General features: G+C 61.0%; 18 protein-coding genes. 13 read left to right on the top strand and 5 right to left on the bottom strand.

The window, feature by feature from the left end; translation table 11 throughout:
• The first annotated feature begins 3 nt into the window (after positions 1-3).
• The 5 genes from KGJ62_05355 (at position 4) to KGJ62_05335 (ending at position 7282) form a co-directional block, all read left to right on the top strand.
• Positions 4-2289, top strand: coding sequence for a heavy metal translocating P-type ATPase (locus tag KGJ62_05355; GenBank protein ID MDE2125999.1), 2286 nt, complete (start codon positions 4-6; stop codon positions 2287-2289).
• Between the two features lie 232 nt (positions 2290-2521).
• The gene (locus KGJ62_05350; protein MDE2125998.1) at positions 2522-3436 is read left to right on the top strand and encodes a hypothetical protein; all 915 of its coding nucleotides are present in this window, start codon (positions 2522-2524) and stop codon (positions 3434-3436) included.
• Positions 3437-3531: 95 nt separating this feature from the next.
• Entirely contained in the window at positions 3532-4803 is a 1272-nt protein-coding gene (locus tag KGJ62_05345; GenBank protein MDE2125997.1) for a Gfo/Idh/MocA family oxidoreductase, read from the top strand.
• A gap of 72 nt (positions 4804-4875) precedes the next feature.
• The gene (locus KGJ62_05340) at positions 4876-6216 is read left to right on the top strand and encodes a Gfo/Idh/MocA family oxidoreductase (GenBank protein MDE2125996.1); all 1341 of its coding nucleotides are present in this window, start codon (positions 4876-4878) and stop codon (positions 6214-6216) included.
• A gap of 130 nt (positions 6217-6346) precedes the next feature.
• Entirely contained in the window at positions 6347-7282 is a 936-nt protein-coding gene (locus tag KGJ62_05335) for an FAD:protein FMN transferase (GenBank protein ID MDE2125995.1), read from the top strand.
• Positions 7283-7609: 327 nt separating this feature from the next.
• Here KGJ62_05335 and KGJ62_05330 read toward each other — a convergent pair whose 3' ends face one another.
• From KGJ62_05330 to KGJ62_05315, 4 genes are all read right to left on the bottom strand, one after another.
• Complete coding sequence (locus KGJ62_05330) at positions 7610-10243, bottom strand: hypothetical protein (protein ID MDE2125994.1); 2634 nt, start codon at positions 10241-10243, stop codon at positions 7610-7612.
• A gap of 79 nt (positions 10244-10322) precedes the next feature.
• Positions 10323-10673: an ASCH domain-containing protein gene (locus tag KGJ62_05325; protein ID MDE2125993.1), complete on the bottom strand. Its 351-nt coding sequence runs from the start codon at positions 10671-10673 to the stop codon at positions 10323-10325.
• Positions 10674-10757: 84 nt separating this feature from the next.
• The gene (locus tag KGJ62_05320; GenBank protein ID MDE2125992.1) at positions 10758-12533 is read right to left on the bottom strand and encodes an arginine--tRNA ligase; all 1776 of its coding nucleotides are present in this window, start codon (positions 12531-12533) and stop codon (positions 10758-10760) included.
• Positions 12534-12573: 40 nt separating this feature from the next.
• Positions 12574-13770, bottom strand: coding sequence for a DUF1385 domain-containing protein (locus KGJ62_05315; protein MDE2125991.1), 1197 nt, complete (start codon positions 13768-13770; stop codon positions 12574-12576).
• Between the two features lie 178 nt (positions 13771-13948).
• On the opposite strand from KGJ62_05315, the gene KGJ62_05310 reads away from it, so the two are divergent.
• From KGJ62_05310 to holA, 5 genes are all read left to right on the top strand, one after another.
• On the top strand, positions 13949-15100 hold the full coding sequence (locus KGJ62_05310) for a PilT/PilU family type 4a pilus ATPase (protein ID MDE2125990.1): 1152 nt from the start codon (positions 13949-13951) through the stop codon (positions 15098-15100).
• A 177-nt stretch (positions 15101-15277) separates the two neighbouring features.
• Positions 15278-16228, top strand: coding sequence for a MoxR family ATPase (locus tag KGJ62_05305; GenBank protein ID MDE2125989.1), 951 nt, complete (start codon positions 15278-15280; stop codon positions 16226-16228).
• Between the two features lie 7 nt (positions 16229-16235).
• Entirely contained in the window at positions 16236-17477 is a 1242-nt protein-coding gene (locus KGJ62_05300) for a DUF58 domain-containing protein (GenBank protein MDE2125988.1), read from the top strand.
• Complete coding sequence (locus KGJ62_05295) at positions 17470-19707, top strand: transglutaminase domain-containing protein (protein MDE2125987.1); 2238 nt, start codon at positions 17470-17472, stop codon at positions 19705-19707. The genes KGJ62_05300 and KGJ62_05295 overlap by 8 nt, the downstream gene beginning before the upstream one ends.
• A complete protein-coding gene (gene holA / locus KGJ62_05290) occupies positions 19704-20846 on the top strand; it encodes a DNA polymerase III subunit delta (protein ID MDE2125986.1) in 1143 nt (380 codons plus the stop codon). Before KGJ62_05295 ends, holA begins: the two co-directional genes overlap by 4 nt.
• 44 nt (positions 20847-20890) lie before the next feature.
• On the opposite strand, the gene rpsT is transcribed toward holA, so the two are convergent.
• Positions 20891-21160: a 30S ribosomal protein S20 gene (rpsT, locus tag KGJ62_05285; GenBank protein ID MDE2125985.1), complete on the bottom strand. Its 270-nt coding sequence runs from the start codon at positions 21158-21160 to the stop codon at positions 20891-20893.
• A 41-nt stretch (positions 21161-21201) separates the two neighbouring features.
• On the opposite strand from rpsT, the gene KGJ62_05280 reads away from it, so the two are divergent.
• The 3 genes from KGJ62_05280 to KGJ62_05270 are packed head-to-tail and all read left to right on the top strand — an operon-like array spanning position 21202 to position 25864.
• Positions 21202-23670: an extracellular solute-binding protein gene (locus KGJ62_05280; GenBank protein MDE2125984.1), complete on the top strand. Its 2469-nt coding sequence runs from the start codon at positions 21202-21204 to the stop codon at positions 23668-23670.
• 8 nt (positions 23671-23678) lie between these two features.
• Positions 23679-24995 carry a carbohydrate ABC transporter permease gene (locus tag KGJ62_05275; GenBank protein MDE2125983.1) on the top strand — a complete coding sequence of 439 codons (1317 nt, stop codon included), beginning with the start codon at positions 23679-23681 and terminating at the stop codon, positions 24993-24995.
• The gene (locus KGJ62_05270) at positions 24992-25864 is read left to right on the top strand and encodes a hypothetical protein (protein ID MDE2125982.1); all 873 of its coding nucleotides are present in this window, start codon (positions 24992-24994) and stop codon (positions 25862-25864) included. The genes KGJ62_05275 and KGJ62_05270 overlap by 4 nt, the downstream gene beginning before the upstream one ends.
• Positions 25865-25899: the final 35 nt, after the last annotated feature.

Genomic DNA, 25899 nt, shown 5'->3' with positions numbered 1-25899 from the left:
CTGATGCGCCACCGCCGGCTTCTTGCGGCATTCACCGCGACTTGCGTTGTAATAGCCGCTGTCTTCGGCGTTGCCGGGCTGCCGCTGGTGGCGAACATCCTGGATGCGGCGGCGATGACGCCCGTCATACTGGTTCTGACCATTGAGGCGCTGGCGGGCATCCGCCGCGGCGCTCCAGGCGTTGATGTTATAGCGCTCATAGCGCTTGCCGGCTCAGCGGCGCTTGGCTCGTGGCTGGCCGGTGGCGTCATCGCTGTCATGGTCGCGGGCGGCTCGGCGCTGGAAGAGTCGGCCACAGCCCGGGCACGGCTGGAGTTGAGCAAACTTCACGCCCGCACGCCCGACGTCGCCCACTTGCAGCGCAACGGCCAGCTCGAAGATGTACCCGCGACCGCGGTAGCCGTCGGCGATATGCTATTTGTGCGCGGCGGTGAGGTTGTTCCGGTGGATGGGAGCGTCGCCGCCGAGACCGCCCTGCTGGACGAGTCCTCACTGACCGGTGAGCCGCTCCCTGTCGCTCACGTCGTTGGCTCGAGTATCCGCAGCGGAGTGAGCAACAGCGGTGGATCGTTCAGTATGGTTGCCACAGCAACCGCGCAAGACAGCACCTGGATGGGGATGATCCGCCGCGTGGAGGACGCCGCGATGGAGCGTCCGCCCCTGGTACGGATGGCGGATCGGTGGGCAGTGCTCTTCCTGCCTGCAGTCCTTGTGGTAACGGCGGCGGCATGGTGGCATTCTGGCGACCCTCAGCGTGCTCTCGCCGTGCTGGTCGTCGCCACGCCTTGCCCACTGATTCTGGCGGCACCAGTTGCGTTCGTCTGTGGCGTCTCACGTGCAGCGGGGCGAGGCGTGGTTGTAAAGGGCGGGAGCGTTCTGGAGCGGCTCGCCGGTGTACATATCGCGCTCTTTGACAAGACCGGCACACTCACCCGCGGCGAGCCGTTGGTGTCATCGATAGTTGCGGCAGAGCCATGGACGGAAACCGACGTGCTTCGTCTCGCAGCTTCGGCAGAACAGAGTGTCGAACACGTATCCGCCCGCGCCGTGGTGCGCGCTGCTGTGGCAGCCGGGCTGAACCTGTCGTTACCAACGAGTGTGCAGGCGAAGGGTGGGCTAGGGGTATCGGCTACGGTAGAGGGCCATGAACTACTCGTCGGCGCCATGCAGCTCCTGCTCGCATCAGGCGTAGATACCTCCGGCATCCACTCCCGCCGGCTCGCGGCGAAGGCCGGTCCCGGATCAGTTTGGGTAGCCGTAGATAGGAACCTTTCAGGCGTGGTACGGTTGGATGATGCGCTGCGCCCGGAAGCTCCACGCACGCTCAGACAGCTCCGGACATTGGGCCTCAACCGGATTGTGATGCTTACCGGTGACAGTTTGGAGAACGCCGAGGCGGTTGCATCGCGCGTGCACCTCGACCGGATACTTACGGGATTGCTGCCGCAGGATAAGATCGATGCTGTCCGTGAGGAACAGCGCGCCGGTCCTGTGATGATGGTCGGCGACGGTATGAACGACGCCCTCGCACTCGGCGAGGCTGACGTTGGCGTTGCGATGGGTGTCCATGGATCCGGTGTATCCGCCACCGCGGCGGACGCTGTCCTGCTGGTTGACCGGCTGGACCGCATTCCGGAACTGATCGGTATTGCACGAAGGTCGCGGTTTATCGCACTCCAGTCGATCATCGTCGGCATGTTGCTGTCGTTTATCGCGATGGGGTTTGCTGCCGGCGGGCGCCTGCCACCCATTCCCGGGGCTTTTTTGCAAGAGGCGATCGACGCGGCTGTGATCCTGAATGCGTTGCGGGTACTGGTTCGGCCAAAAGACATACCTGCAGATACAAGCTCCGCACATACCGAGATCCAGAGGATGGTTGCCGAGCATGCGGTTCTCCGGCGGCTGGCGCAAGAAATGGTAGAAACCGCGGGACGCCTCGATGAGCCTGGCTTCGTTGCGCTGGACGCGCTGAGACGGATTTACAGTGAAGTGACCGCGCTGGTTGAACCGCACCAGGCATCCGAGGAACGGGCTGTGTTTCCGGCGTTGGCCAAGAAGCTTGGCGGGCCGGATCCGATGGCGGCCATGCTTCGCATGCATGCCGAGATCACGGCGCTGGTTGCCAACCTCGGTTCTGTTGTGAGAGGGTCGACAGGGCCGCAGCTTGATCCAGACGAGCGTCACGAGGTCAGTCGATGCCTGTACTCGCTTTCGGCATTGATTTCGCTGCATCTGGCTGCTGAGGAGGATGCCGTGTCGCTTCTGGAAGATCTTCCATCAACAACCTGAGTGGGTGATCGCACCCCTGGGTTGACATAGCGCTTGTCAGGCGGCTACGATGCCGCCGTGCTAAAATCGCCTGGCCTCTTCCTCCCGTATGCTGGCTGGTCGGTGTATCAACCGCTGCCCATACACGGCTCCGCGAACAGCATCCACCCCAATTTCGTAGTGAGTAAAGTGACGGCTTGCGTGCCATAGAATCGGGTTCGGTTGATGGACGCAGAGCAATCGACGTCTGTTCATGCAACTAGAAAAGGATGTGATGCCAAACTTCCGCCCTGCATTTGACCGTGTACGAACTATCCGCTGCGCAGCGCTTGCGTTGCTGGCATCCGCTGGCTTGCTGACCTCGCCCGGAATGGCGTGGGCCAAACCAACATTTCCGCCGATATTCATAGCGGTTTACCATCCGGTGCCCGGTGGCACCGTCGCGGCAGCTGCGCAGGCATGCACACTTTGCCACGCGCCTTCGGGGCCGCCGAATCTAAACCCATATGGCCGGACCGTGCGCAACGCCTTGAAGGAAGCCAACGCGAGCGTTATCAATGCATCGATCCTCCACTCGATTGACAACATCGACTCGGACGGCGATGGATTCACCAATGGCCAGGAGATTGGCGCCGATACGCTCCCTGGGGATCCTACCAGCTTTCCTGGCGACGCCGGCAAACCAAAACTGGCGTCGGGCAGCCATGCCGACGGACTCAGTTCGTTTCTGGGCCTGTTCACGCTACGGACCACGCTGCTTTCTCCGCGCGCACAGCACCCGCTCCTGGTTCACTTTCCGATAGCGCTGTTTGTATTCAGCCTTCTGTTGGATGTTCTGGCGCTCGTCCGCCGGTCACCGCAGCTGCACATTGGGGCGGCATTCAACTTGATGGCTGCTGCCGTCATGTCGGTACCGGCTTGCATCGCGGGCATTCTGGCGTGGCGCATTGCGTTTGGTGGGGCGGCCCTGGCCGGCACACTTCTGTTCCATACAGTTTTTGGCGCGGGCTCATTCGTAATGCTTTGGAGCCTCTTTTTTGTTCGGCGAAAGCTTTTTGCAACGCCTGATGCGGCGCCGCCGAGAACCTATTATATTCTTGCGTTTGTCGCTCTTGGAGTTTTGGCGCTTACGGGGTTCCTCGGCGGCACGCTGTCTGGTACAACCTGAGTGCTCGCTGTCCGCAAACCGCGAGGGTAGACTATAAGCGTGGAGCTGCTGGGGCTGGAACTCCACCATCGAACGGCACCGGGAAAGAGGTTAATTTGAATCGTCGTGACTTTATTCGGGACTCCGCGCTGTTAACCGCCGCCGCAGGCGGTTTTATGGTGGAGGAGTTGCAACCAGAACCCGCGCACGCGAATACGGCAGCGCCTGCGGCAGTAAACTGCGCCGTAATCGGCCTTGGGCCGAGGGGGCGTGAGATCACGGCAGCTCTGGCGAAGCAGGACGGAATATCGGTGAGCTATGTCTGCGATAGCTATTCGGTGCCGGCGTTTATCAAGCACGCAACCGATATCGTGCCGCAAGCTCAGGCCGTGGCCGACTACAAGCAGGTCTTGAGCTCAGCCGCCGTTCAAGCTGTATTTGTTGCCACGCCATCTCACGAACACAAGCAGATCGTCCTGGATGCTCTGAGCGCCGGCAAGCATGTTTACTGCGAAGCGCCCCTGGCCTCCGATCTCGATGACGCGAAAAGCATCGCTCAGGCTGGCGCAGCCGCCAAGACCATTTTCCAGACCGGCCTCCAGTACCGGGCCAACAAGCAGCATCACCACGTGCTGGGGTTTATCCGCAGTCTCGCATTGGGCACTATCTGTGAGGGCCGGTCGCAGTGGCGCAAGAAGACCAGTTGGCACGTGGTAGCGCCAACGGACGCGCGCGAACAGGAGTTGAACTGGCGTCTGCATAAAAGTACCTCCAGCGGTCTACCCGGCGAGGTGGGCATACACCAGATCGATATCGCCACCTGGTTTCTGAACGCGCCGCCGCTCAAGGTGACCGGGCATGGCGACATTATGTTCTGGAAGAGTGAGGGCCTCGAGGTCCCCGATACCGTACAGTTGATCTTCGAATATCCAAACAGTGTGCGATACATATTCGATGGAACTCTCGTTTCGTCGTTTGACGGGGCTTCGGACGTTTTCATGGGCTCCGACTGCAGTATCCTCGTGAGGGACCAGAGGGCCTGGATGTTCAAGGAGATCGACTCCCCGCTTTTGGGCTGGGAGGTGTACGCCCGCAAGGACAAGCTGGCCATCGGTGATGAAGTCGATGGCACCGGAGTCGCTCTGGTCGCCGACGCAACGAAGCTGCTGGCTCAGGGAGTGCAGCCTGCGTCGGTTGGTACCGACGTAAGCCAAACGGCTCTATTCAAGTCGGTGGCCGCATTTATCAACTCGGTTCGTACCGGAGCGAAACCGGATGCCGATGCGGCAGTGGGCTATCAGGCTACCGTAATAGCTCGCAAGGCGCACGATGCCTCGATGACGGGTTCCACGGTGGTCTTCGATCCTACAATGTTCTCACTGACGTAGGCCGGCAGCTCGGTGCTCGGATGGTAGGCGCAGGCGGTGGCACGTATGGGCTCAAAGGAGATTTCTGCAACTATGAGTGATAATTCGATCCCGCAGGGCGACACGCGGCGCGCCTTTCTGCGGAAGGCTGCAATCGGCGTCGCAGCCGGGGCCACGTCAGCGAGCGTTATGCCCACAACCGCTGCAGCAATGCAGCGTATTATCGGCGCCAACGACCGGATTCAGATTGGTCACGTGGGTCTGGGCGGCCAGGGAATGACACATGTGCGGCTTTTGAAGCAAAACGCACAGGACAACCTGAAGAACAACACCGAGTCGATCGCCGTCTGTGACCTGTACGTCCGCCGCAAGAAGGAGGCGCAGCAGTTTTTAGGTCTTGCCGACGCGGCCGCCTACGATGACTTCAGGCGGCTGGTGGAGCGGCCGGATTTGGACTGCGTGTGGGTGACAACGTCGGACCAATGGCACGCGGACGTGGCCATGGCCGCGATGGACGCTGGAAAGCACGTGTATTGCGAAAAGCCGATGTGCAAGACCGTGGAGCAGGCCTATGCGATGCACGCCACGGCAAAGCGAACGAAGCGGGTGGTGCAGATCGGAGTTCAATCTTGCACCGACCTGAAATGGCACGTTGCAGGCGACGCTGTACGGAGTGGTCGAATCGGCCATACGGTTATGGGCCAGGGAAGTTACTGCCGTAACAGCAAAGAGGGCGAGTGGAATTACTATACGATCGATCCGGACGCCAGCCCCCACGCTACGGGAGATGGATATGTCAATTGGGACCTCTTCCGCCGTGGCGTTGAGCCGGCAGCGTGGGATCCGGATCGTTTCTTCCGGTGGCGCAAATACTGGGAGTATGGCAGCGGCATCCTGGGCGATCTCTTCCCGCACCGCCTGCACCCGCTCATGATTGCGCTGGCACAGCCGCAGGATGGATTTGAGGGCTTCCCGATCCACGTCGCATCATTGGGCGGCCTCTACGTCCAAAAGATCAATCCGGTAACACACAAGCCCGATCGTGAAGTCCCCGACTTCACCAACATCATCGTTGATATGAAGGACGAGTGCTCGATCATGCTGCTCGGCACCGTGATCAACGAAATCGGCTGGCAGGATATGGTGCGCGGGAACAAGGCCACGATCTATTTCGGTGGAGATGGCGTCGAGATCAAGCCGGAGCGGATCTGGAGTGACGAAGTCGAGGGTGGGGTACTACCCGTCGGAGGGCCAGGCGAGGATATCGCAGCGCACGAGCGCAACTTCCTCGACGCGGTTCGGACCAACGGCATACCGAACTGCAACATCGACCTTGGCCTGCGCGTTCAGATCATGATCTCGCTGGGTGAGCTTTCGTACCGGCATCGGAAGGAGTATACGTTCGATCCCGAAACGCGCCGAGTTAGCGCGTAGGTTCAGGTTGTGAGAATCGCGCCGGATTCGATCCGGTGATACCACGGAGTGGCGCGGCCCCTTCGAGGTGCCGCGCCCGTGGTGTGTTGCACGCCGGCTTGGTATTGCTGTCTGGTTCGGCCTCGCAGCGATGACGTTCCCGTTGATTCGGGCCTCCACGGGCGCTATGGCAGCGCGATTCGAGGTGGCGCTCACCGGTGGTAACGCCGTGCGGCTGGAGGCCGCGGCAAGGCAAGCCCTGCAAGAGGCGGTGCGTCTCGACGCCATGCTGAGCCGATACATGCCGGGCAGCGATGTTTGGGATATTAACGCACGGGCCGCCAGGGAACCGGTACGTAGTGATGGGCGGGTGCTTGCGTTTTTACAGCGCTGCGCCGCTCTGACCTGCGTGACGCATGGAGCGTTTGACATCACGGTTGGGCCACTTTTGGATGCATGGGGCATCACGGACGGTGTAGGGCTGCAGCCGGAGCCGGCCGACCTGGACGCAGCGTTGAAGATCACCGGCATGCACCTTGTTGAGATAGATCGTTCGACACGATCGGTCAGGTTCCTACGTGAGGGAGTTTTGCTCGATACCGGGGCAATCGGCAAAGGCACCGCGATCGACGCAATTGTCGAATCACTGAGCGAGAACGGCGTGGATCACGCGCTGGTGGAGAGTGGAACCAGCAGTGCGCGATGCATTGGCGCACCGCCCGGTAGGGCGGGCTGGCGCATTGCGATTCACGAGCCGTTGGACGAAGCCGGGCCGGGACGTCTGCATGAATTGGTGCTGCGTGACAAAGCGTTGGCCGTCTCAACGCCGTGCGGTAAGCAGGTGTTCGTTGGAGGCGAATGGCGCGGGCACGTAATCGATCCCCGGTCGGGTCGACCGGTTCATGCGTGTCTGCTGGCGGCAGCCGTCGGCGATTCGGCGGAGTTGTGTGATGCACTTTCCACCGCGCTGCTGGTTTTGGGCGCACCGGGTCTGCGGGAGCTTACAGCTGGTGGGGTGCTGGACGGCGGCCTCACTATCGAGGTCGGTGATGATGGGAGGCACGAGGTAACGCGAGTGGGAATCTAGTTCTCCGCGCGGCGCGGCGGCCACCTCATGCTGTTCCGTCGGCGCTGCTCCCAGGGGGACCCATGGAGGAATCTATGGGCCGGCGGCGAAAGGCAAGTTTGCGAGTGCCACGGAGATTACAGTCACCCGAGCCCGCCGTGGGAAACGCGTCATGCAATACCTGATAACGGCAATCGTACTGATCGGCGGATTTGCTGCATTCGTCGTTTGGGCCAGAAGTGCTACCGGGCAGACCGCCATGCGGTCGCGCTTTGGAGAGCCGGCTTCGCTAAAGAAGCGGCAGCGGGCAAATCGTCGTCGCACGGTGGCGCCCCGCAGCAAGCGCCGCTAGTCGGGGCCGGGCAGCACGTCTGGGACTACTGAGCCGCGCCCTTTCTTTGACGGCACGAGGCGCTTGCTGGTTAGGCTCACGGGCAGCGGCCGCGCGGTGCCATTGGGTGTGAACACGTGTGTCGTGATTAAGATGGCATCGATTCCGAACAGGTATTTGTTCGTTGCTGGGGCTTTGTCAACGGCATAGATGGTAACTGCCTGGCCTGACCCGGCATGCAGATCTTGTGTGCCCAGCAAAATCCAGCCGAAGTGGCCTTGCATGTATAGTGGGCCTACTGCGGCCGGGTCGGCCACGTCCTGAAGCGGGTCGGAGTTAAGGCGCCAGCGTATTGGCGATGTCTCTGGACCGGGCGGGGTGCATGCCATCCAGAAGTTGTACTTTCCGTCGGCTGGTACATCAAACACGTATCGGGCGCCGTACCCGGCGTTGCCCGGCGCGTTGGACGTATCCAGCAGCAGGTAGCCATCGCCGCTCGCGGCTGGATTGGAGGCGACCTGCGTAAACGTCTGCATGTTGTTGAACGGGTTTTCGCCTTCTATCCAGATGTACGGCAGATCCGACAGGGTTAGATCGTCGAGGCCGCTTCGGGCAAAGGTGTACGCCTGCTCGTAATCCTTCTGGTGGAATGCAAACTGGGCTCTGTCCAGCGATGGTCGGACGTTGTCCACCGTGGGTACGTGACCAGCCGTGGCGCGCTGCATCAGGGCGATCAGCTGCACGATCGTATCGCTGGCGGCTTCCTCGGGCACCAGACGCTGGCCCTCGGTGAAGAATACAGTTGGTGCGGAATCGAGCGTCACCGTCAGCGTATTGCGCCCATCCACCTTTACCGGCACGGGAGTACCCGCGGCAGTTTGAACCAGCACATGGCGCGGATCCGCGAGAAGAAAATGCGTAATGCGGCGGCCACGGAGGGATGTGAGTACTGTTTCGGTTACGTTGCCAAGTTGCATGGCATATCCGCTATAGCTGGGCCACCAATCGACGGCATCGCCGGGCTGATAGGCGCCAAGCCACAGTACCGAGCTGTCGGATGAGACAAAGCCCTCGTCCGCCGGACCTGGCGCGTTGAGCGGGTAGAAGAGCACGCGTGGCGCGTAGTCTGCGGCCCCTGGAGCCACGCGATGCGCATAACTCAGCAAGGTACTAGCCACGTCTGTGCTGACCGTACTTCCGCTAATGAAGCCCTTGAAGCCGGCCCGATCTGCATCGGTGAGCATTGCGGTGACGCGGGCAGGTGTCGGCGCTCCCGACGCCGGCTTCGGGGCGGTTATCTCCACGCTGCACCAGAGCCGCTTCTGGGCCTGCTCTGCCTCGGCGTAACAGGGCGCCAGGTTTCGCGCAAGTGCCGCTTCTGCGTCGGCCGGCACATCGGCGACAAGGCCATCGCACCCGTCTGCAGATATCGAGCCGGCGAATAACGGCTGTGACACGGACCACGTATAGACAACCGGGACGTCGGCAACCGAGTGCCGCAGAACGCGACAGATGGCGTTCATGTAGTACTGAATGGACGCATTGCGAAAGTCGAGAAAATCGGCCCACCAGCGAGATTCGCGAGCATCTACCAGCCGGTACGTTTGATGGCTGGCGGGGTCATAGAAGTAGGGTGCGCCCCGGTCGTTTGACCAGAGTGGAACGAGCCTGGCAAGATCTTTGTGCGATTTATAATCGCCTTCGGCCAGGCCCCAGGTTTGTCGGGCTTCATCTACGCTGGGGTAGCGCCGTGCCAAAAACGCCTCCCACTCCAGGAGAAACTCCGGAGAGTTTGGAATCATATAGTCGGTGTCGCCTGGGAGACCGATGTGCGGCGTCAGAGGGTCACAGAAAAAGCGGAACCCCGGACCGAAGTGGACCTGTTTCAGCATCGCCAGTGCGGAGTCGCGCCAGCCGTCAAAATGCTCCCAAATGTCCGGTAGTGACCCGCTGGAGACCCGCGGCTCCGTGATTTGCGGATAGATAATAGCTACCACCTTGCCAATAGCCGATACATCAATCGGACACGTGACCACGCCATTGTTGGCCGCTACGGTAGTTGTACGGATTATCTTGTTTGCATCACCGGTATCGATCAGCGTAACGATGGCCGACGTACAGTTCGGCACCTGCCAGGTAGCCGTCAGTGCGCCATCCGCTGCCGCATAACGGTAAACGGCCGGCTTTACAACCGTTCCCGAGAGTGGCGTCTGAATGCCACTACCAAAGGTGAGACCGTACGTGAGGCCATTGGCATCAAGAAAACTGATGAGTCGCTGCAGCGCCACCGGGTTGACGGTGGGCAGTGGAACGCCGGGATTCACGAGAATCGTTCCCGCCCCGCTGCTTTTCAGTTTGAGTATCGCAGCCTGATCGGCGACCCACGCCGACGGCGCGGCGGTAGCAAGCGAAGCCGGTTGGAAGGACGCGGCTGCTGCGATCCAGGGATTGCCATCCCAGTAGATAGCGTGCGTAGCCGACACATTCCATGCGTGCTTGCCTCCAGCCGCATCCACGTAGATGCCTGCAGTCGGCGCGTACTTACGCGTCGGTGGCGTAATTGCCACACTGGTCGGTTTTGGCGGCGCGGCGCCGGCCGCCGCGGCCAGGAATGCAGCGGAGAAAGCCGGAACGCGGAATATCAAACGCATCAGATCAACTCTCCTGGAACATCCCGGCGCGCTGAACGAACATGGGTTTCGGTTCGAGGAGTGCGCCACGGCACCGGAGTTAATACTCCGAAACGGGGGAGAAGTGGATTACGGTGACCGTGTCTTCTACGGAAATATCCTCACCGTATATCCGCTGCAGCAACTGGGCAACGTCCTGCGGCGCACGAAACTCGCCGTTCTCTTTTTGAATTTCGCGTGGCGAGAGCTGGTCAATCGTCCTGACGTCCACGCGATCCAGAATAGCCGTAAACAGCTTTTGGCGGCGAGCAAATCTGGCACCCATAGTTACCCAAACGATCATACCGGTTTCGTACTTGTTCGACTTGTCGCCGAGACGGATCGTGACGGTTTTTCTACCGTTCCGGAGGACTTCTTCGTAGAATTCGGTGTAAAAGTTCAGAGCATACATGCGCAAGAATCCGATGCCGCCAATGCGGCTTGCCTCCAATATCCAGCCTATCTTATCATGCTTTGGCTTCCGCGTCAATGCAGATCACATGCGCGCGGGCGCCGTAACCCCTAGCAAGGTCAGCGCATTTGCCAATACGATCCTCGCTCCGTCAACCAGAGCAAGGCGCGCCCGGGTCAAGTCGACGTCCTGCGGGTTTCCAGGTCCGGGAAGAACCCGACAGTGCTCGTAGAAAGTATTGAGGGCCGAAGCTAGGTCGATACAGAAGCGCGTTAACCGGTGGGGTTCACGCATTTCTGTTGCAACCTGGCACACCTGCGGAAACTGAGCAAGGATTCGGGCAAGGTCGCGTTCCGACCGTTCGCAAAGCTGCTCAGGATCCACATCCTCAGCCGTTGGCGGCAGAATCCCGGCCGCGGCCGCCTTCTCCAGAATGTTGCACAGGCGGGCATGGGCGTACTGCACGTAGTAGACAGGGTTCTCGGTGCTCTCGCGTTGGGCCAGGTCCACATCGACGGTTGCGGGCGTATCGTGCGACGCCAGGAGAAAGTAGAATCGGGCGGCATCGCGACCGATGACGTTGATCAGGTCGGTTTCCAGCTCGATCACTACGCCGTCTCGTTTGCCACCCATTACGGCTTCGCCATTTCGCAGCAGGCAGACCATCTGGTGCAGGATTATCTCCAAATCCTCCCGGTTGTAACCCAGCGCAGTTACTCCAGCAGTAAGGCGTTGGACATATCCGTGATGATCTGCGCCCCAGATATCCAGCAGGTGGTTAAAGCCCCGTTGAAACTTGTTGTGATGATATGCGATGTCGGCGGCAACGTAGGTCGGCTTGTCGTTGGAGCGGATCAGGACGCGGTCCTTCTCATCGCCGTATTCCGAACTGCGGATCCACAACGCGCTGTCCAATTCGTACGTACAGCCACGCTCTTTCAGCTGATTGATGACCGAATCCACAGCGCCGCTTGCGTACAGCTCGCTCTCATAAAACCAGACGTCGAACTCTACGCCAAACGCCAGGAGCGCCGCGCGCTGCGACGCCACCAGGCGCTCGAGCGTTGCGGCTCGAAAGAACTGAAGCGCCTCGTCTTCCGGCGCGGTTTCCCAGGCGCGTCCAGCGGTGATGGCGACCTCGCGAGCAATGTCACGCACGTATTCGCCGCGGTAACCGTCCGCTGGAAACAGGATCGGTTCGCCGTCTCGATTGCCGCTCGCACCAGCCTCCAGAACTGAATCGGCGCTGCCATCCGCCGGCGGGATCAGGAGTGGGCGGCCCAACTCCTGCAGGTACCGTGCTCGGACGCTGAGCGCGAACCTCTCGAGCTGCGTGGAGTTGAGCGCATCATTGACGTAGAATTCGCGAGCGACGGCAGCGCCCGCAAACTGTAGAAGGTTCGCCAAAACGTCGCCAACTGCCGCGGCGCGACCGTTGACCACGCTTATTGGGCCGGTTGGATTGGCGCTTACGAATTCAATCAGAATCCTTTCTCCTGCGTACTGACGCGATCGGCCATATTCTTGGCCGGCCACCGAAATCTCCAGGAGCAGGTCGCGCATCCACACGCGGTTGAGCACCATGTTCAAAAAGCCGGGTCCAGCGATAGTCACACTTTCAAACAGATCGGAATTGGCAGCGAGCCGTGCCTGAATCAAGGCGGCGACCGTCCGCGGTGGCATACCGGCCTCGCGCGCAATAACAAGCGATACATTGCACGCATAATCGCCGTGATCCGGTCGTCCCGGTATCTCGATACTGATGGGAGTGGCGGTCGGGTTATTGAGGGACAGGCTGCCATCCATACACAGCGCCTCAAGGGTATCGCGGACCGCTGCCGCTAGCTTATCGGTTATCAAGTAGTCGTTCCTGTAAGTGAATTGGCAGACACCGTGCGGCCTATAATCGGACTAGGTGACCCAGCCAGAGCACTCCGTTAGCCAACATCGCCGCCGTCAGCATTCCGGCAGCGGTCTGGAGGACACCAGCACACCATATTCGTCGAAGCACAGTTGCGCGGGCGGGTTGGCTGGCTCCGTACTGCTCCACGAGTTGCTGCGCTGCGCGAATACCGCTAACAATCTCCCGGTGGCGCGGCCGGCGGGTTGTGAAGCGCAATTGGATCTGCGTGCCGAGGGTTCTCCAGGATGCGAGCGTGCTGAGCGCAGCGATGCTCGCGGCACCGGTTACCGTGATAGTCGGCAGGTGCGACAGAGCCTCGGTGAGGGCGGTGAACAGCATTGCCGCAGTCATCAAGTTGGTGCCGCACCTCGGATGCGCCAACGGCATGCGCTGAACAATGCTCTCAACCAACGGTTCACCGCGCTCCACGGCATGAACAGCCTGGTGTTCTGCGCCGTGAAACGCTGCGAGTCGTGTCAGGTGCATCATCGTCAGAAAAGTAAGCACAACCACAGCCTGTACAGCAATAAGGGCGAACGCGGAACCGCCGCGCGGCGCCGCTTGCGCCGTCATCAAAGCGATGGCCGCCGTTAGCCGGAGGCCGGTGACCGAATCCACTGCGGCAGCCACTACCGTCACGAGTCCTGTTGCCAGCAGGATAAGCACGAACAACAATGCGCCGGTTGCAGCTAGCGCAAGGTTTCCTGCGCCGGCCTGTCGCGAACCATCGGTGAGATACACGCCAAATGGCGTGGCCATACCACCAATCCGGAGCGGCCTCGGTGGCGTGCCCGGTGTGGTAAGCAGATCGGCAAGGGAAACCATACCGAAGTATGTCCCGGCGCCGTCACCTACGGGTGCGGCCTCCAGTCCGCTTCTGAGCAATGCGTCCATGGCTTCAGTTGGACTGAAGGTGGTGGGCAGCCAAAGTTGCGGGGCATGCGCAATCTTCGCTACCGGGGCGAGCATCATGTCGGGGCCTGGCGCGGCGCCGGCGCTGTGCTGCATCAAATCACGAAGCGAAAACAGCCCCACAAGACGGTCACCGTCAAGGACCGGCAGAACGGCGATACGCGAAACGCGAAGCCGGTAGACTGCCGTTTGCACACTGTCGGATGGATCGAGGGGGAGGGGCTGGCTGATTGCGGTGCGAAGGCTGATCGGCAGGTCGGTTATTCGATGCAAGTTGGGCACGAGGGCGGTTCTGGGTGCGTCCGCAATAAGATGAGGTTGAAAGCATTATACTTGTTGGTGTACTGCTTTACAACTCCGCGAAAGCGCTGAAGGCACAGCGCAAGCGCAGGGTACGCGTCTGACATGCCAGATAGCGTCATAGTAATAGCGAGATAATAGCCGAGGAGCCCGTTACTGCATGGCGGTTGATCCTGTAACATCAGAGCGACAACACATCCATGCGCTGGTGGAGTACGCAATTCACCGCAGGGCATCGGATGTTGTGGTGAAGGCCGGAACCTCGCCGGCACTCCGGATCGACGGTCGGTTGACCAGGACCGACCTGCCCATCCTGACTGGCCGTGACGCACGTGAACTCGCCCGCGAAGTCATCGACAGCGCCTCCCGCGACCGGATGCTCCTGGCCGACGAAGGCGATGGCGACGCCACCGACGACTCGGCGGAGTGGATGCATCAACTTTCCGAAGGCCGCGAACTGGATACCGTTTTCACGGTGCCCGGGCTGGTCCGCGTTCGCTGCAACCTGTTTCTCCAGCGCGGAGCCATTGGCGCCGCTCTTCGCATCATTCCACTGCAGCCATACACCATTGATGAACTGAACCTTCCGGCGCAATTGAAAACGGTTGCGTTAGAACCGCAGGGGTTAGTGATCGTGACCGGGCCGACCGGCAGCGGTAAAACCACAACGATGGCGGCGCTGATTGAGCAGATCAACCGAAACGTACATGCCAATATCTTCACCGTTGAGGACCCGGTGGAGTACGTTTTTCAAGACAAGCTCAGCTTGATCCATCAGCGTGAGGTTGGCAGCGACACCTCTTCATTCGACACCGCGCTGCGCAGCGTCATGCGACAATCGCCGGACGTTATCGCCATCGGCGAGCTGCGCGATCGAGAGACCGTTGAGGTTGCCATGCAGGCTGCGGAGATCGGTCATCTTGTTTTGACCACTCTGCATACGACTTCGGCGGCGGCCACCATCGACCGGATCGTGAATCGGTTCCCGGAGCATCTAAAGCGGGACGTATGCCAGCAGTTGGCCGCATCACTCCTTTGCGTCAGCTCACAGCGACTTGTGCGGCGAAGCGATGGCAAGGCGCGCGTCCCGGCCGTGGAGGTGATGACCGTGTCGCCAACCGTCCGCAAGCAGCTTGAGGATGGCGACACTACGGATCTGAACACCGCGATCGCAAACGGCTCGCACTTTGGCATGATCACGATCAATCAGGCCCTGTGTGCCTTGTGCAAATCGGGGCGTGTAACCAGCGAGGAAGCTACTGCAGTCTCCTCCAACGTGAGCGAGTTGCGGCAGATGCTTCGGGGATTGTAGCCATCCGGGTTGAGCCACCCGGACGGTCTTGCCGAGCGGTGGCAGGAAATCGTGCCGCCGGTTCCGAATCTGCAGCCTGGTGACTTGCGACCAGCATCGTATGCCGTGTATTGGGCAGCCGGTATTACCTCGAGCGTGCCACGCCGGCATCCATAACTTCAGCAATATGAGGGGAATGTGGATTACAAAGATGTTGCCGAGAAGGCTGGCCAGGTTGTACATGCGGTTGAGGCGGCGATAAAGGGCAAGACCAGTACGGTAGAGATGGCGCTTGCCATTCTCCTCAGTAACGGGCACCTGTTGATTGAGGATATTCCGGGCGTCGGTAAAACCACGCTGGCGAAGGCGCTTGCGCGATCACTGGGCCTCTCGTTCAAGCGCATCCAGTTCACACCGGATATGCTGCCGAGCGAGATTACCGGAATGACCTTCTACAACCAGAAGAGTGGTGAATTCGAAGTCCGGCGCGGTCCAGTGTACGCCAACATCGTTCTTGCCGATGAGATCAACCGCACCACTCCCAAGGTTCAGTCTGCGCTGCTCGAGTGCATGGAGGAGCGGCAAGTGTCGATCGAAGGCAGCAGTCACGCCTTACCGCGCCCGTTTTTCGTAATTGCGACGCAGAATACCGTGGATGTCACTGGAACGTTTGCTCTGCCGGAGGCACAACTGGATCGCTTCTCAGCACGGATACGGATCGGGTATCCGGATCGCAAGGCGGAGCAGGAGATCCTGGATCTCAACCAGACCACAGCGCCGGCGGAGAACATCGAGAGTGCCGTGCCCGTCGACGAACTGGCGGCGATGCAGGCTGCCGTTCAGGCGGTTTATGTCGATCCGGACGTGCGCTCGTACATGCTCGACGTGGTTGATGCCACTCGGAACATGGATGCAGTAGCGCTGGGTGTCAGTCCGAGAGGTTCATTGCACCTGATGCATGCAGCGCAGGCTCGAGCAGCGATCAGCGGGCGCAACTATGTAAAGCCGGACGACGTAAAGGCGCTTGCTGTGCCTGTGCTGGCCCACAGGCTGATCCTGCGTCCGGAGGGCCGGATTCGCGGAGCGACCCAGGAGAGCTGCGTTATGGCGGCGCTGGAGCAGCAAACTGTGCCGGTCGGGGCGGCGTGAAGTTCGCGTGACCATGCAGACATTCAAGCGGATCACGCTTGGGCTTGGCGCCGTGTGCCTGATTCTGGTAGCCAGTGAGGTCAACGCACTGCAGCTCTATTATATGGCTGCGCTGCTCATGGCGCTGCCTGCAGTTTCGTGGGCCATGGGCTGGCTGGCTTTACGCGGGCTGGTCGTGCAGAGGTCGTTATCCGCGGAAGCGTGGGCTGGGGACTGCGGCGAGCTCGGTTACCTCATCACCAATCCAACGCGTTTACCGCGGTACTTCATATCGATCGCAGAAGTGCTGCCTACTGCGATTGTGGCTACAGAGTCGGAGCCCTCACTCTTCAATGTTGGACCGCAGTCGTCCACTCGGATATTCCTGTCGGTTCAATACACTCGGCGCGGCGTATTTGCCCTGCGCCATGTCGACGTAGCCGCCACCGACCCGCTTGGCATTTTCACCTACCGACGCCGGCTGGTGCTGGACGGTCGCGTGGTGGTGCTACCAAGGCCAAGGCCGATGATTGCGCCATGGCTGGGTGGTGGACGTTTCGGTTGGGAAGAGTTCACGAACGAGGCGCTAACCGGAACCAGCGTCGAGATGGCCGGTGTGCGTCCGTGGGCGCCTGGGGATTCGCTGCGGCGGGTTCATTGGGGGCAGACCGCACGCACGGGTAACCTGGCGGTGATTGAGTTCGATGAAGTTCAGTCGATGAGCGTTGTGATCGCGCTCGATAACTCCGGCGCTGCTGACGGCGACGCTGATGCCCCATTTGAAGCGGCTGTGGTACTTGCCGCGAGTCTTGCCAAAGCCGCGATCGAGCGTGGCGCCGGCGTGGCGCTCCTGTGTCCGGGTGAGCCCACAGATACGGAGACGGAGAACATGCCTGCCGTCCCGTCGCTCGCGCCGGGCCGATTATACGCCATCCTTCGGCGGCTCGCTGAGGTAAAGCGTGACGCCGGTTCAAGCGTCTCAGCCGCCATTGGCGCGCATCGGGATCTGCTGTTTCGTGGAGCGGCGCTCATTGCCGTTAGTACGGAGGCCGGCGAGGAACTCACGGATTCTCTCCGCCATGTGCTGGAGGGTGGCGCCGCGGTCGGAGCGATGCTTGTGCAGATTGCCGACGACAAGAGCGAGGCGCGAACCGTTGCGAAGGGCCTGGATCGACTGACGGCGGCCCGCCTGCCTGCCTGGCGTGTGGAGTTCCGTCCGGAGGGCATGCTGCAGCCCGAGGCAGCCGTTACGAGAGGCATATATGGCTGATCGGCTGCAGCCGGACCGGCTGCCGGATGCGGAACCAGCCGAGCGACTACCGGCGCCGGCAATGTACCTCGGCGGGCTCTCCGTAACACTTGCGGGCATCTATGCCGTGAACTACGGCCTGGCGGATACCTCATTCCTGCTGCTTACCAGCGGACTGGCGGTACTCGGCTACAGCCTGAGCTTCACGATGCGCCGCCTAAGAATAGCGGTTGGACCGTATCCAACTTACGCTGCAATTGCCGTGTGGTTTTATATATATCTCACGCTTAGCGGTGCCCACTCGGACTCGGCATTCGCCCCGTTCGGCGCCTCGGATGATCGAGGACGGTTGTTACAACTGGTCTTTCTCTGGCTTGGCGTTTTGCACAGCTTTACGCTGACCACAGACGAGTGGGTGCTCTTTTCCTGCGTACCGTCGTTGACGATGCTCTCGCTGGTAAGTACGGCAACGGCCGACGTGCCGGTGCAGTATGCGTTCTTTGTGTTTATCATCGGCTCCACCGTAATGCTGGTGCACGAGAACTTCCTGCGAACCCAGCGCGCGGTCAAGTCCGGCGCTGCCCTCGAGACGCATGCGATGCGTTTCGGCGGGCAGGCCCAGCTGGTACTCGTCTGTGTTGTTGCGGGGTTTGCTGTGGCGTCCGTGCTGCAGGCGCCCGTGGAAGTGGTCGGCCAGGCGCTTGCGCTCCCGGCGGCGATGCGCGACATTGCCCGAAACGCACCGAAGCCGCTGCGCAAGCTGGTACCCGACGTAAGTGTTGGCGAACAGTTCTCCGTGAACATCGACGATGGTCCGGTAACCTCCAGCGACCAGCCGCTTATGGAAGTAACCTCAGGCAAGCCGTACTATTGGCGCGGCGCCACGTTCGATCAGTTCAGCGGCCACAGTTTTACCAACAATGTGGGGCAAGCGGCGATTCCCCTATCGGCCAGCCCGGGTGGTGCGATTACTCCGCCCGGCCCGGTTAGCGGGCCACGACCGGACGAGGTCGACGCCGGGTCGTCGGCCAACGTGTTTACCACTCCATCCAATCCCACGGACCCGGATGCGCGCTCACGCCGGAATGCGGTCTTCGCCGGGCAGTTTGTGCATATCGTGAACGGATCGTTCAATCAGATCTACGGCGCGGGCACCATACTGCAGGTCCGGGGCGTGATGGGCGGCGTCACATATAACCAGAGTGAAGGACTCGAGCCCTCCACGGCGCTCGGCGTCGACGCAGTGTTATACGTGCTCTCACGCGTGCCGGATAGTGATCCAGCGATTCTGCGGAGCGTGGGCGCCGCACCGGCGTATCCGCCGGAGGTTGCCAACTTCTACCTTCAGACACAAACAACAGACCCAGCCGGCGATGCCCGACTGCAAGCCGTGGCAAGCCAGACGGTAGCTGGCATCAGCAATGAATACGACAAGGTCATGGCCCTGCAGCACTACGTTTCAAGCAGCTGCAAATACAACTTGTCGACCCCGGCAGCGCCGCGCAACGTAAATGTAGCGGCATATTTTCTGTTTCAAAGCCGCGAAGGGTATTGCGACAGTTTCGCCGCGGCCCTCACGATGTTGTGCCGGTACGCCGGTATACCGGCGCGCGTAGCATCCGGATTTCTTCCCGGCACGCACGACCCACGTGGCTACTACGTGGTGCGCGAGAAAGACAAGCACCTCTGGACGGAGGTCTACTTTCCGCACGTTGGCTGGGTGCCATTTGATGCGACGGCAGGGGCGGCGCTGGCGCATGGCAGCGCCGCCGGTTCGAATGGTCGGCGGGAACCGTTTTTGCGCTGGCTCGTGTCGCATGGCCCGCTGCCGATTTTCGCCGGCGCCGCCATCATCGCCTTGTTGGGGATCGTTGCGGTGACCGAAGCACGCAATCGTCTCAGCAGGGTGGCGAGCGCCCGGGCGTGGCACGCACCGGCTTCAAACCGGCAGATACTGGTCTGGTACGGCGCCACGTGCGATCTCTTGGCAACCTGTCGGATAAAGCGACCGGAGTCCCTTACGCCGGATGAGTGGGGTGACGTTGTGGCCGCTAGAATTGGCGACAATCACATCGACGCGCGCACAGCGTTTCTCCGGCTCACACAACTCTGTTCGCACTACCGGTATTCGAATGAGGTGGCAGACGCCCAGGACGTGGCGAGCGCGGACAAGGCATATCGCCTACTGCGAACTGCGATGCCGGCAATTCGCAGGGAGATGCACGAAGCGCAGGAGGCGCCGCAGGCGTGAACCTGCACCAGCGTACGGCCAACTTTGAGCGATTGTGGCAGCCGGAGTGCCCACGAATCATCCTGGCCTGGGGCCCGGAGGAGTATCTCAAAGCGGCGCTCGCCCCGGCGCTGGCTGCGAAAACCGTGGATTCCGACTTCCCGGAGTTCGACTATGAGCGCCTTGATGCGGAGCGCGACACCGCGGCGACCATCTTATCGGCCGCGATGCAGCCACCGATGGGCACCGGCCGGCGGTTGGTGGTGGTACATGGGGTGGAAACGTGGCGCGACAGAACCCAGGCCGTGCAAGCCACGACTCTGGCTTCCGCGATAGGCCGAATACCACCGACGGCCTGCCTCTTGCTTCTGGTAAGGGCACAAAACGATGAAAGCCGCCGCAAGGTAGGCGTGCATCCTGCGCTGGACGCCGCAGTGGCCGAAGCTGGCGCGGTTGTACAATTTCCCGCGCTTTCGGAGGAGGATGCGGCCCTCTGGTGCATCCGCCGTGTCAATGCTTTGGGGCAGGCGATGACCGAGGACGCTGCCCACCGCCTGGTTGAGCTTACGGGACGCGATCTCTGGACGCTCGGTAACGAGGCAGACAAGGCGGCAAGTTGGGCCGGTGACGCGGTAGTTACCGAGGTTGCCGTGAATGCAGTGACGATAGCCGCAGCGGAAGATGTGGGTTTCGCGTTTGTCGATGCCGTGTGCGCTCGCGATACCGATCGCGCGATGCGCCTCCTGCACGGAGCCCTGGCATTCGAGCCTCGGGCTCAAACGGCTGCCGCACGGCTTATAGCGTTGATAGCCCGGCAGTTGCGGTTTATCTGGCAGGCGGTCCACATCGCCGGGCAAGGGATTCGCGCAGACGCGGCCTCCGTCCCGGAAACTCTGCTGCAAGAGCTACCGGAGGATGGCCGTGTGACCAGCCTGGGATGGCGCATGAAGCAGTGCTGGAGTCAGGCCCGCGTTTGGAACGCCGAGGATATCCGCTCAGCGCTGGAACTCGCTTTGGAGTGCGACCTGGCGAACAAGGGTGGGGTGCTTGAATCCCACGCACGGTTCGGTCTGAATCCGGCACGGAATCTCGAGTTGCTGGTTATGCAAATTAGCCAGCGCCCAGCGCGACTTGACCGCCGCGCGGCGAGCCGTACATGACACGCGTGCCGCTCAAAGCGCACCGGCAAGCCCGCTGGCGTCGCCTACTGGGAGGCGAGCCAAGCCTGATGCATCAAGCGCGATTTGCGCCGTGCTGCCTGTCGCTTGTGGATGATTCCACGCTGCGCCGTCTTATCAATGGCTTTGCATGCGGTTGCGACGGCTTGCGCCGTCGACTCGGCGCTGGGCTCGGTTTGAATGGCCGTGCGCGCCTTCTTTGTGAATGTTTTGATTGCCGATTTTGCAGCAATGTTGCGCAAGTGATTCTTACGCGATTTAACAACATCCTTCTTGACGGACTTGATATTCGGCAATGCTCAAACCTCCTGTTCGCCCGGTCAGTATACCCGGCCGAATGACTACACGCAAGCTTGCTGCTTTGATTGCGGCGCTCGGCACGTTTCTTGGCCTGAACGGTTGTGCTGCCCGGCGTTTGCAGCCCAAAACGACTCTTGTGGTCTGGGGACTGGAGTTCGGCGACGAGACGAAGGGGCTGGAGGCGGAAATAGACGCCTTTGAAAAGATGCATCCCGGCGTGGCCGTCAGCGTGCTCTCAATGGGCGCCGGCAGCATGAATCCCCAGAAGCTCATGACCGCTATCGTCGGCGGGACGCCGCCCGACGTAATCCGGCAGGACCGCTTCACGATTGGAGATTGGGCCATCCGCGACGCCTTCACTCCACTGGATGGGTTTCTGGCGCACGAAAATAGTGGACCCTTTGCGGTGCGACCAGCCGATTACTACGCTCCATGCTGGCGTGAGGCAACGTTCACGAATCCATTCACGCATCAGAGCAGCGTCTATGCCATACCGACTTCCACGGACGATCGGGCGCTACTGTTCAACAAGACCCTCTTCCGGCAGGCCGGAATCGTGGATTCGCGGGGGCACGCGCGCCCGCCGCAGACTTGGGACGAGCTGTACGCCGATGCGGTGAAACTGACGCAGTTCAACGGAAACGGTGGCTACACGCGTATCGGCTTCATTCCCAACTACGGCAATGCATGGCTCTATCTCTACTCGTGGGAGAATGACGGATCGTTCCTTTCACCGGACGGCCGAACGTGTACATTGGCGTCACCCGCAAACGTGGGCGCGCTGCAGTATATGGTCAAGATGTACGACGCGCTGGGCGGCGTTGACCGGGTGAGTGCATTCCAGTCCGGCTTTCAGGAGAACGAACTCGATCCGTTTCTGACGGGCCAGGTAGCCATGAAGGTGGATGACTCCGGCGTTGCCGAGAGCATCGCGCGATACGGCCCGGACCTGGATTTCGGTGTTGCGCCGGCGCCCGTACCGGCGGCGCGACTCGCGCTGACCGGCCGCTTCAAGCACGATACGGACCGATTTGTGACCTGGTCTGGCGGATACTCATTCGCTATACCGCGCGGGGCACGGCACCTGCGTCTTGCGTGGCAGTTCATCCAGTGGATGTGCAGTCCTCAGGCGGCGCTTGTGGATGCCCGTGCTCAGCAGGCCTATAACCGGAGCAAGCAGAGGGCGTTTGTGCCCGGCATGTCGGCAAATCGCCTTGCGACGGCTGCAGTGTTTGCGAAGTACATGCCGGCCAATCCGCGATTTCGAGCCGCCATGGAGGGCTTTCTGAAGCTGCTGCCGCATGCACGATTCCGACCGGTGACCTTTGTGGGACAGCGGCTTTGGGACGAGCAGGTCCGGGCATTTGACAACGCAACCCATCACCGTACTACAGGAATGACGCCGCGCGCGGCGCTCACGCGAAGCGCTGCCGTGGTTCAGCGAGAGCTGGATGCGGCGTGGTCGGTTCGTCGGCTGCCGCGCATCCACCGGCCTGTCATCGTCGCATTCTGGGTACTGTGCGGCGCCATCCTTCTGTATTGCATCGCATCGGTGTGGGTTCGCGTTGCCCGGCTTCGCCGGCTGGCACGTGCGGAAGCTATCGCCGGCTATCTTTTCGCGGCGCCATGGCTCGTGGGCCTGGTCGGCCTGACGCTCGGGCCGATCGTAGTCAGCCTTGCGCTGAGCTTTTGCAGTTACGATGTGCTGCATCCCGCTCGCTGGGCCGGACTGCAGAACTACACGCAGCTGCTGGGGCAGGACCGGTACTACCTGCTCACATCCTTGAACAATGTGCTCTACATCGCGGCGATCGGCATACCTTTAGGTATCGCCACCGGCCTGGCAGTGGCTATGTTGCTTAACGCCAAGGTGTCGGGCATGAGTTTCTACCGGACGTGCTTCTACTTGCCGTCCATAGTGCCGGTGGTTGCGAGCGCTTTGCTTTGGTGGTGGCTCCTAAATGGTGACCCGAATCGCGGCCTGGTGGACGCCGCCTGGCAGTTGACGCTGGGCCACTGGTTTGGTCTCAAGCCTCCAGGCTGGTTCAACGTGCCGGAGTGGGCGAAACCGGGCCTGATTTTGCAGGGGCTGTGGGGCGCCGGCTCCGGCATGATCCTATGGTTGGCCGGGCTGCAGGGCATTCCCCAACACCTGTACGAAGTAGCAAGCCTCGATGGAGCCAACTGGTGGCGCAAGTTTGTGCACGTGACGGTGCCAATGCTGTCGCCGTATATCCTCTTCAACCTGGTTATGGGCACGATCGGCGCCCTGCAGGAGTTCGACCGCGTTTACGTGCTTAGCGGAGGTGATCCGAGCAGTTCGGTCGGTCCTGTGGACAGCCTGCTGATGCCGGTGATCTACCTGTTCAAGAACGCATTTCAATACTTCAAGATGGGTTATGCTTCCGCAATCGCGTGGATCCTGTTCGTTATCATCCTCGTTCTCACTCTGATCCAGCTAAAGCTGGCGCCGCTGTGGGTGTACTACGAGGGAGAGAAGAAGTAACAGCACCCATGTCGTACGCCCTCCACTCACCCTGGTATTGGATCGGCATTGTTGTCGCGCTCTATTTCGCCGTTTGGGGCGCTCTGGTTTTCGCAGCGGTCGGTATCAAGCAGCGATCTCAGATTGGGCTTACCGCCCTTATTGCTCCAATTATAGGTCTCGTCGCTTTTGCGCTCGTCCGCGGCGGCGCCGGCCAGAGGGTCGGTGCACTCGTAATTACCACCGACGTTGTGTTCGGCCTCGTATGGATCCTTGCGATACGGCGCCTGCCGCAGCGCGATGCCGGCGTACTGCGCGATATGCGGCGCCGCACGGCCATTCACCTCGTTCTATTGACGGGAAGCGTTATCTTTCTCGTTCCGTTTGCGTGGCTCGTGTCGACTTCGCTCAAGGAAGACTCGGAACTGAGCCGCTTTCCGCCGGTGTGGATTCCCACACAGCAGACCACAGTTCGGGTGGATCGCGCGCGTGTCGGACTCGCGCTTACCACCATCAACGGAGTGCGTGCTCGTGTGGCGGAACTGCACCAGAGCGATACAGGTACCGTCAACATACTCGTGCTCGCTCCGCAGTCGCTCGCCGGGAAGCGGATGGTGCTGCCGCATTCGGCGCTTACCGAAATACGGCATCCCGCGCCGGTTTGGTCCAACTATCCGGAGGCGCTTCGCTTCCTCCCGCCAGAGACCGATCATGGTCTGGTCTTTCTTGAAAACACCGTGCTGGTCTCGGTCCTCTCAATTCTCGGTACGCTCTTCTCTTCGTCGTTCGTAGCCTTCGCGTTTTCCAGGTTGCGGTTTCCGGGCAGGAACGTTCTTTTTACAGTACTTCTGGCCACAATGATGCTACCGTCGGCGGTTACCATGATGCCGCTGTTCCTGCTGTTTCGCGATGTTGGCTGGGTGGATACGCTTACTCCATTGTGGGCTCCAACCTTCCTTGGTCAGGCCTTCTATATCTTCATGCTGCGGCAGTTCTTCCTTGGGGTGCCCGTGGAGCTGGAGGAGGCCGCGCGGATTGACGGGGCTTCGTGGTTCTCCACCTTCTGGCGAATTCTGATGCCACAACTCAAGCCGGCGCTCGCCGCCATTTCAATCATGGCGTTTATGGGTTCCTGGAACGACTTTCGCGGGCCCCTGATCTACATCAGCTCACCCTCGCGTGAGACGCTTGCATACGCGCTCCAGCTATTTCAAACGGCGCACGGTGGCGAGCCGGCGCTCATGATGGCCGCCTCCACTCTCGTGATGCTACCGGTGTTGCTCTTGTTCTTTTTCACCCAGCGTTACTTCATTCAGGGAGTTACGCTGACGGGGATAAAGGGTTGAGGTTTCGCCTAGGCGGCCGCGGCAGGTCGCTCAACGTTGTCCGCATCAAGCGGAACGTTGTGGCTGTCGCCTCTGCTCTGACAGTGTTTGGCGGCTCGTTCGCCGGCATGCCGGCGCAGATTGCGTTTGCACCGATTCTGACATGGATGCTCGGTACCGCAGAAGCCCGCTCTGCTGCCACGTCGCTGCGCGCCGCTGTCGCCGGCGGTTCCACGTTCGTATGTTTTGCGCTTGTTGCATCAAGCTGGCGTCATCAACCGGCGGGCATGCACGCCGGTGCGCTTGCCGTTCTCGCAGGGATCGCCACGCTGTTTGTTTCGGCAACCGCCGGAGCTGCCGCTGCGGGACCGGCTGCAGCCATACCGGCCTTGGCCCGGCTGAAGCGGAGCTGGTACTCGGTCGGTATGGGTATCGGACTGGTTGTTTTACTGCAGGTGACGCATACTCCGGCCGCGGATCAGGCTGCCACGCGGTGGCCCACGTTGCTGCAGCTGCTGGTTAGCGGTGTAGTTGCCGGCGCGGCGTCTCGACTGAGCAACCTGGCCACGCCGGTGTGGCTGTACCCGCTGCTGCTGTGGTACGGTCACGCCCCGGTGAGCGTCGTTGTGGTTCTGTGTGTCGGCGCGGTGAGTGCCGCTGCCATACTTCCCTCCGCCTGGCAGGGCCGCCACGGAATTCTGGACCCACACTACACAACGCCGGCGATGGTTGGCGCGCTGGTGGGCGGCGGCGCGGCCGGATGGCTGCTCCAGCTCGCTCCGCCACGGATGGTCACGATCTGGTTCTGCCTGGTCGTAATGTTCCTCTACGGGCGCGAACTGGCACTGTTTTCGCCGGAGCCCCCGGGCACGCGCGTCGATTCGAACTGAACTGTCAACCGAAGCTGGGTTGGTGCGTCGGGTAA

The organism is Armatimonadota bacterium (genome assembly GCA_028871815.1).
In the GTDB taxonomy this organism is placed as follows: Bacteria; Armatimonadota; Chthonomonadetes; order Chthonomonadales; family Chthonomonadaceae; genus REEB205.
Note: the sequence above shows the minus strand (reverse complement) of the source record. Positions and strands in the feature narration are given on the sequence as shown.

What these genes read in the sequence shown, in the direction of transcription:
- KGJ62_05355 (MDE2125999.1), top strand. Translation starts at nt 4, where the DNA reads ATGCGCCACCGCCGGCTTCTTGCGGCATTCACCGCGACTTGCGTTGTA.
- KGJ62_05350 (MDE2125998.1), top strand. Translation starts at nt 2,522, where the DNA reads ATGCAACTAGAAAAGGATGTGATGCCAAACTTCCGCCCTGCATTTGAC.
- KGJ62_05340 (MDE2125996.1), top strand. Translation starts at nt 4,876, where the DNA reads ATGAGTGATAATTCGATCCCGCAGGGCGACACGCGGCGCGCCTTTCTG.
- KGJ62_05335 (MDE2125995.1), top strand. Translation starts at nt 6,347, where the DNA reads ATGACGTTCCCGTTGATTCGGGCCTCCACGGGCGCTATGGCAGCGCGA.
- KGJ62_05330 (MDE2125994.1), bottom strand. Translation starts at nt 10,243, where the DNA reads ATGCGTTTGATATTCCGCGTTCCGGCTTTCTCCGCTGCATTCCTGGCC.
- KGJ62_05325 (MDE2125993.1), bottom strand. Translation starts at nt 10,673, where the DNA reads ATGTATGCTCTGAACTTTTACACCGAATTCTACGAAGAAGTCCTCCGG.
- KGJ62_05310 (MDE2125990.1), top strand. Translation starts at nt 13,949, where the DNA reads ATGGCGGTTGATCCTGTAACATCAGAGCGACAACACATCCATGCGCTG.
- KGJ62_05295 (MDE2125987.1), top strand. Translation starts at nt 17,470, where the DNA reads ATGGCTGATCGGCTGCAGCCGGACCGGCTGCCGGATGCGGAACCAGCC.
- KGJ62_05280 (MDE2125984.1), top strand. Translation starts at nt 21,202, where the DNA reads ATGACTACACGCAAGCTTGCTGCTTTGATTGCGGCGCTCGGCACGTTT.
- KGJ62_05275 (MDE2125983.1), top strand. Translation starts at nt 23,679, where the DNA reads ATGTCGTACGCCCTCCACTCACCCTGGTATTGGATCGGCATTGTTGTC.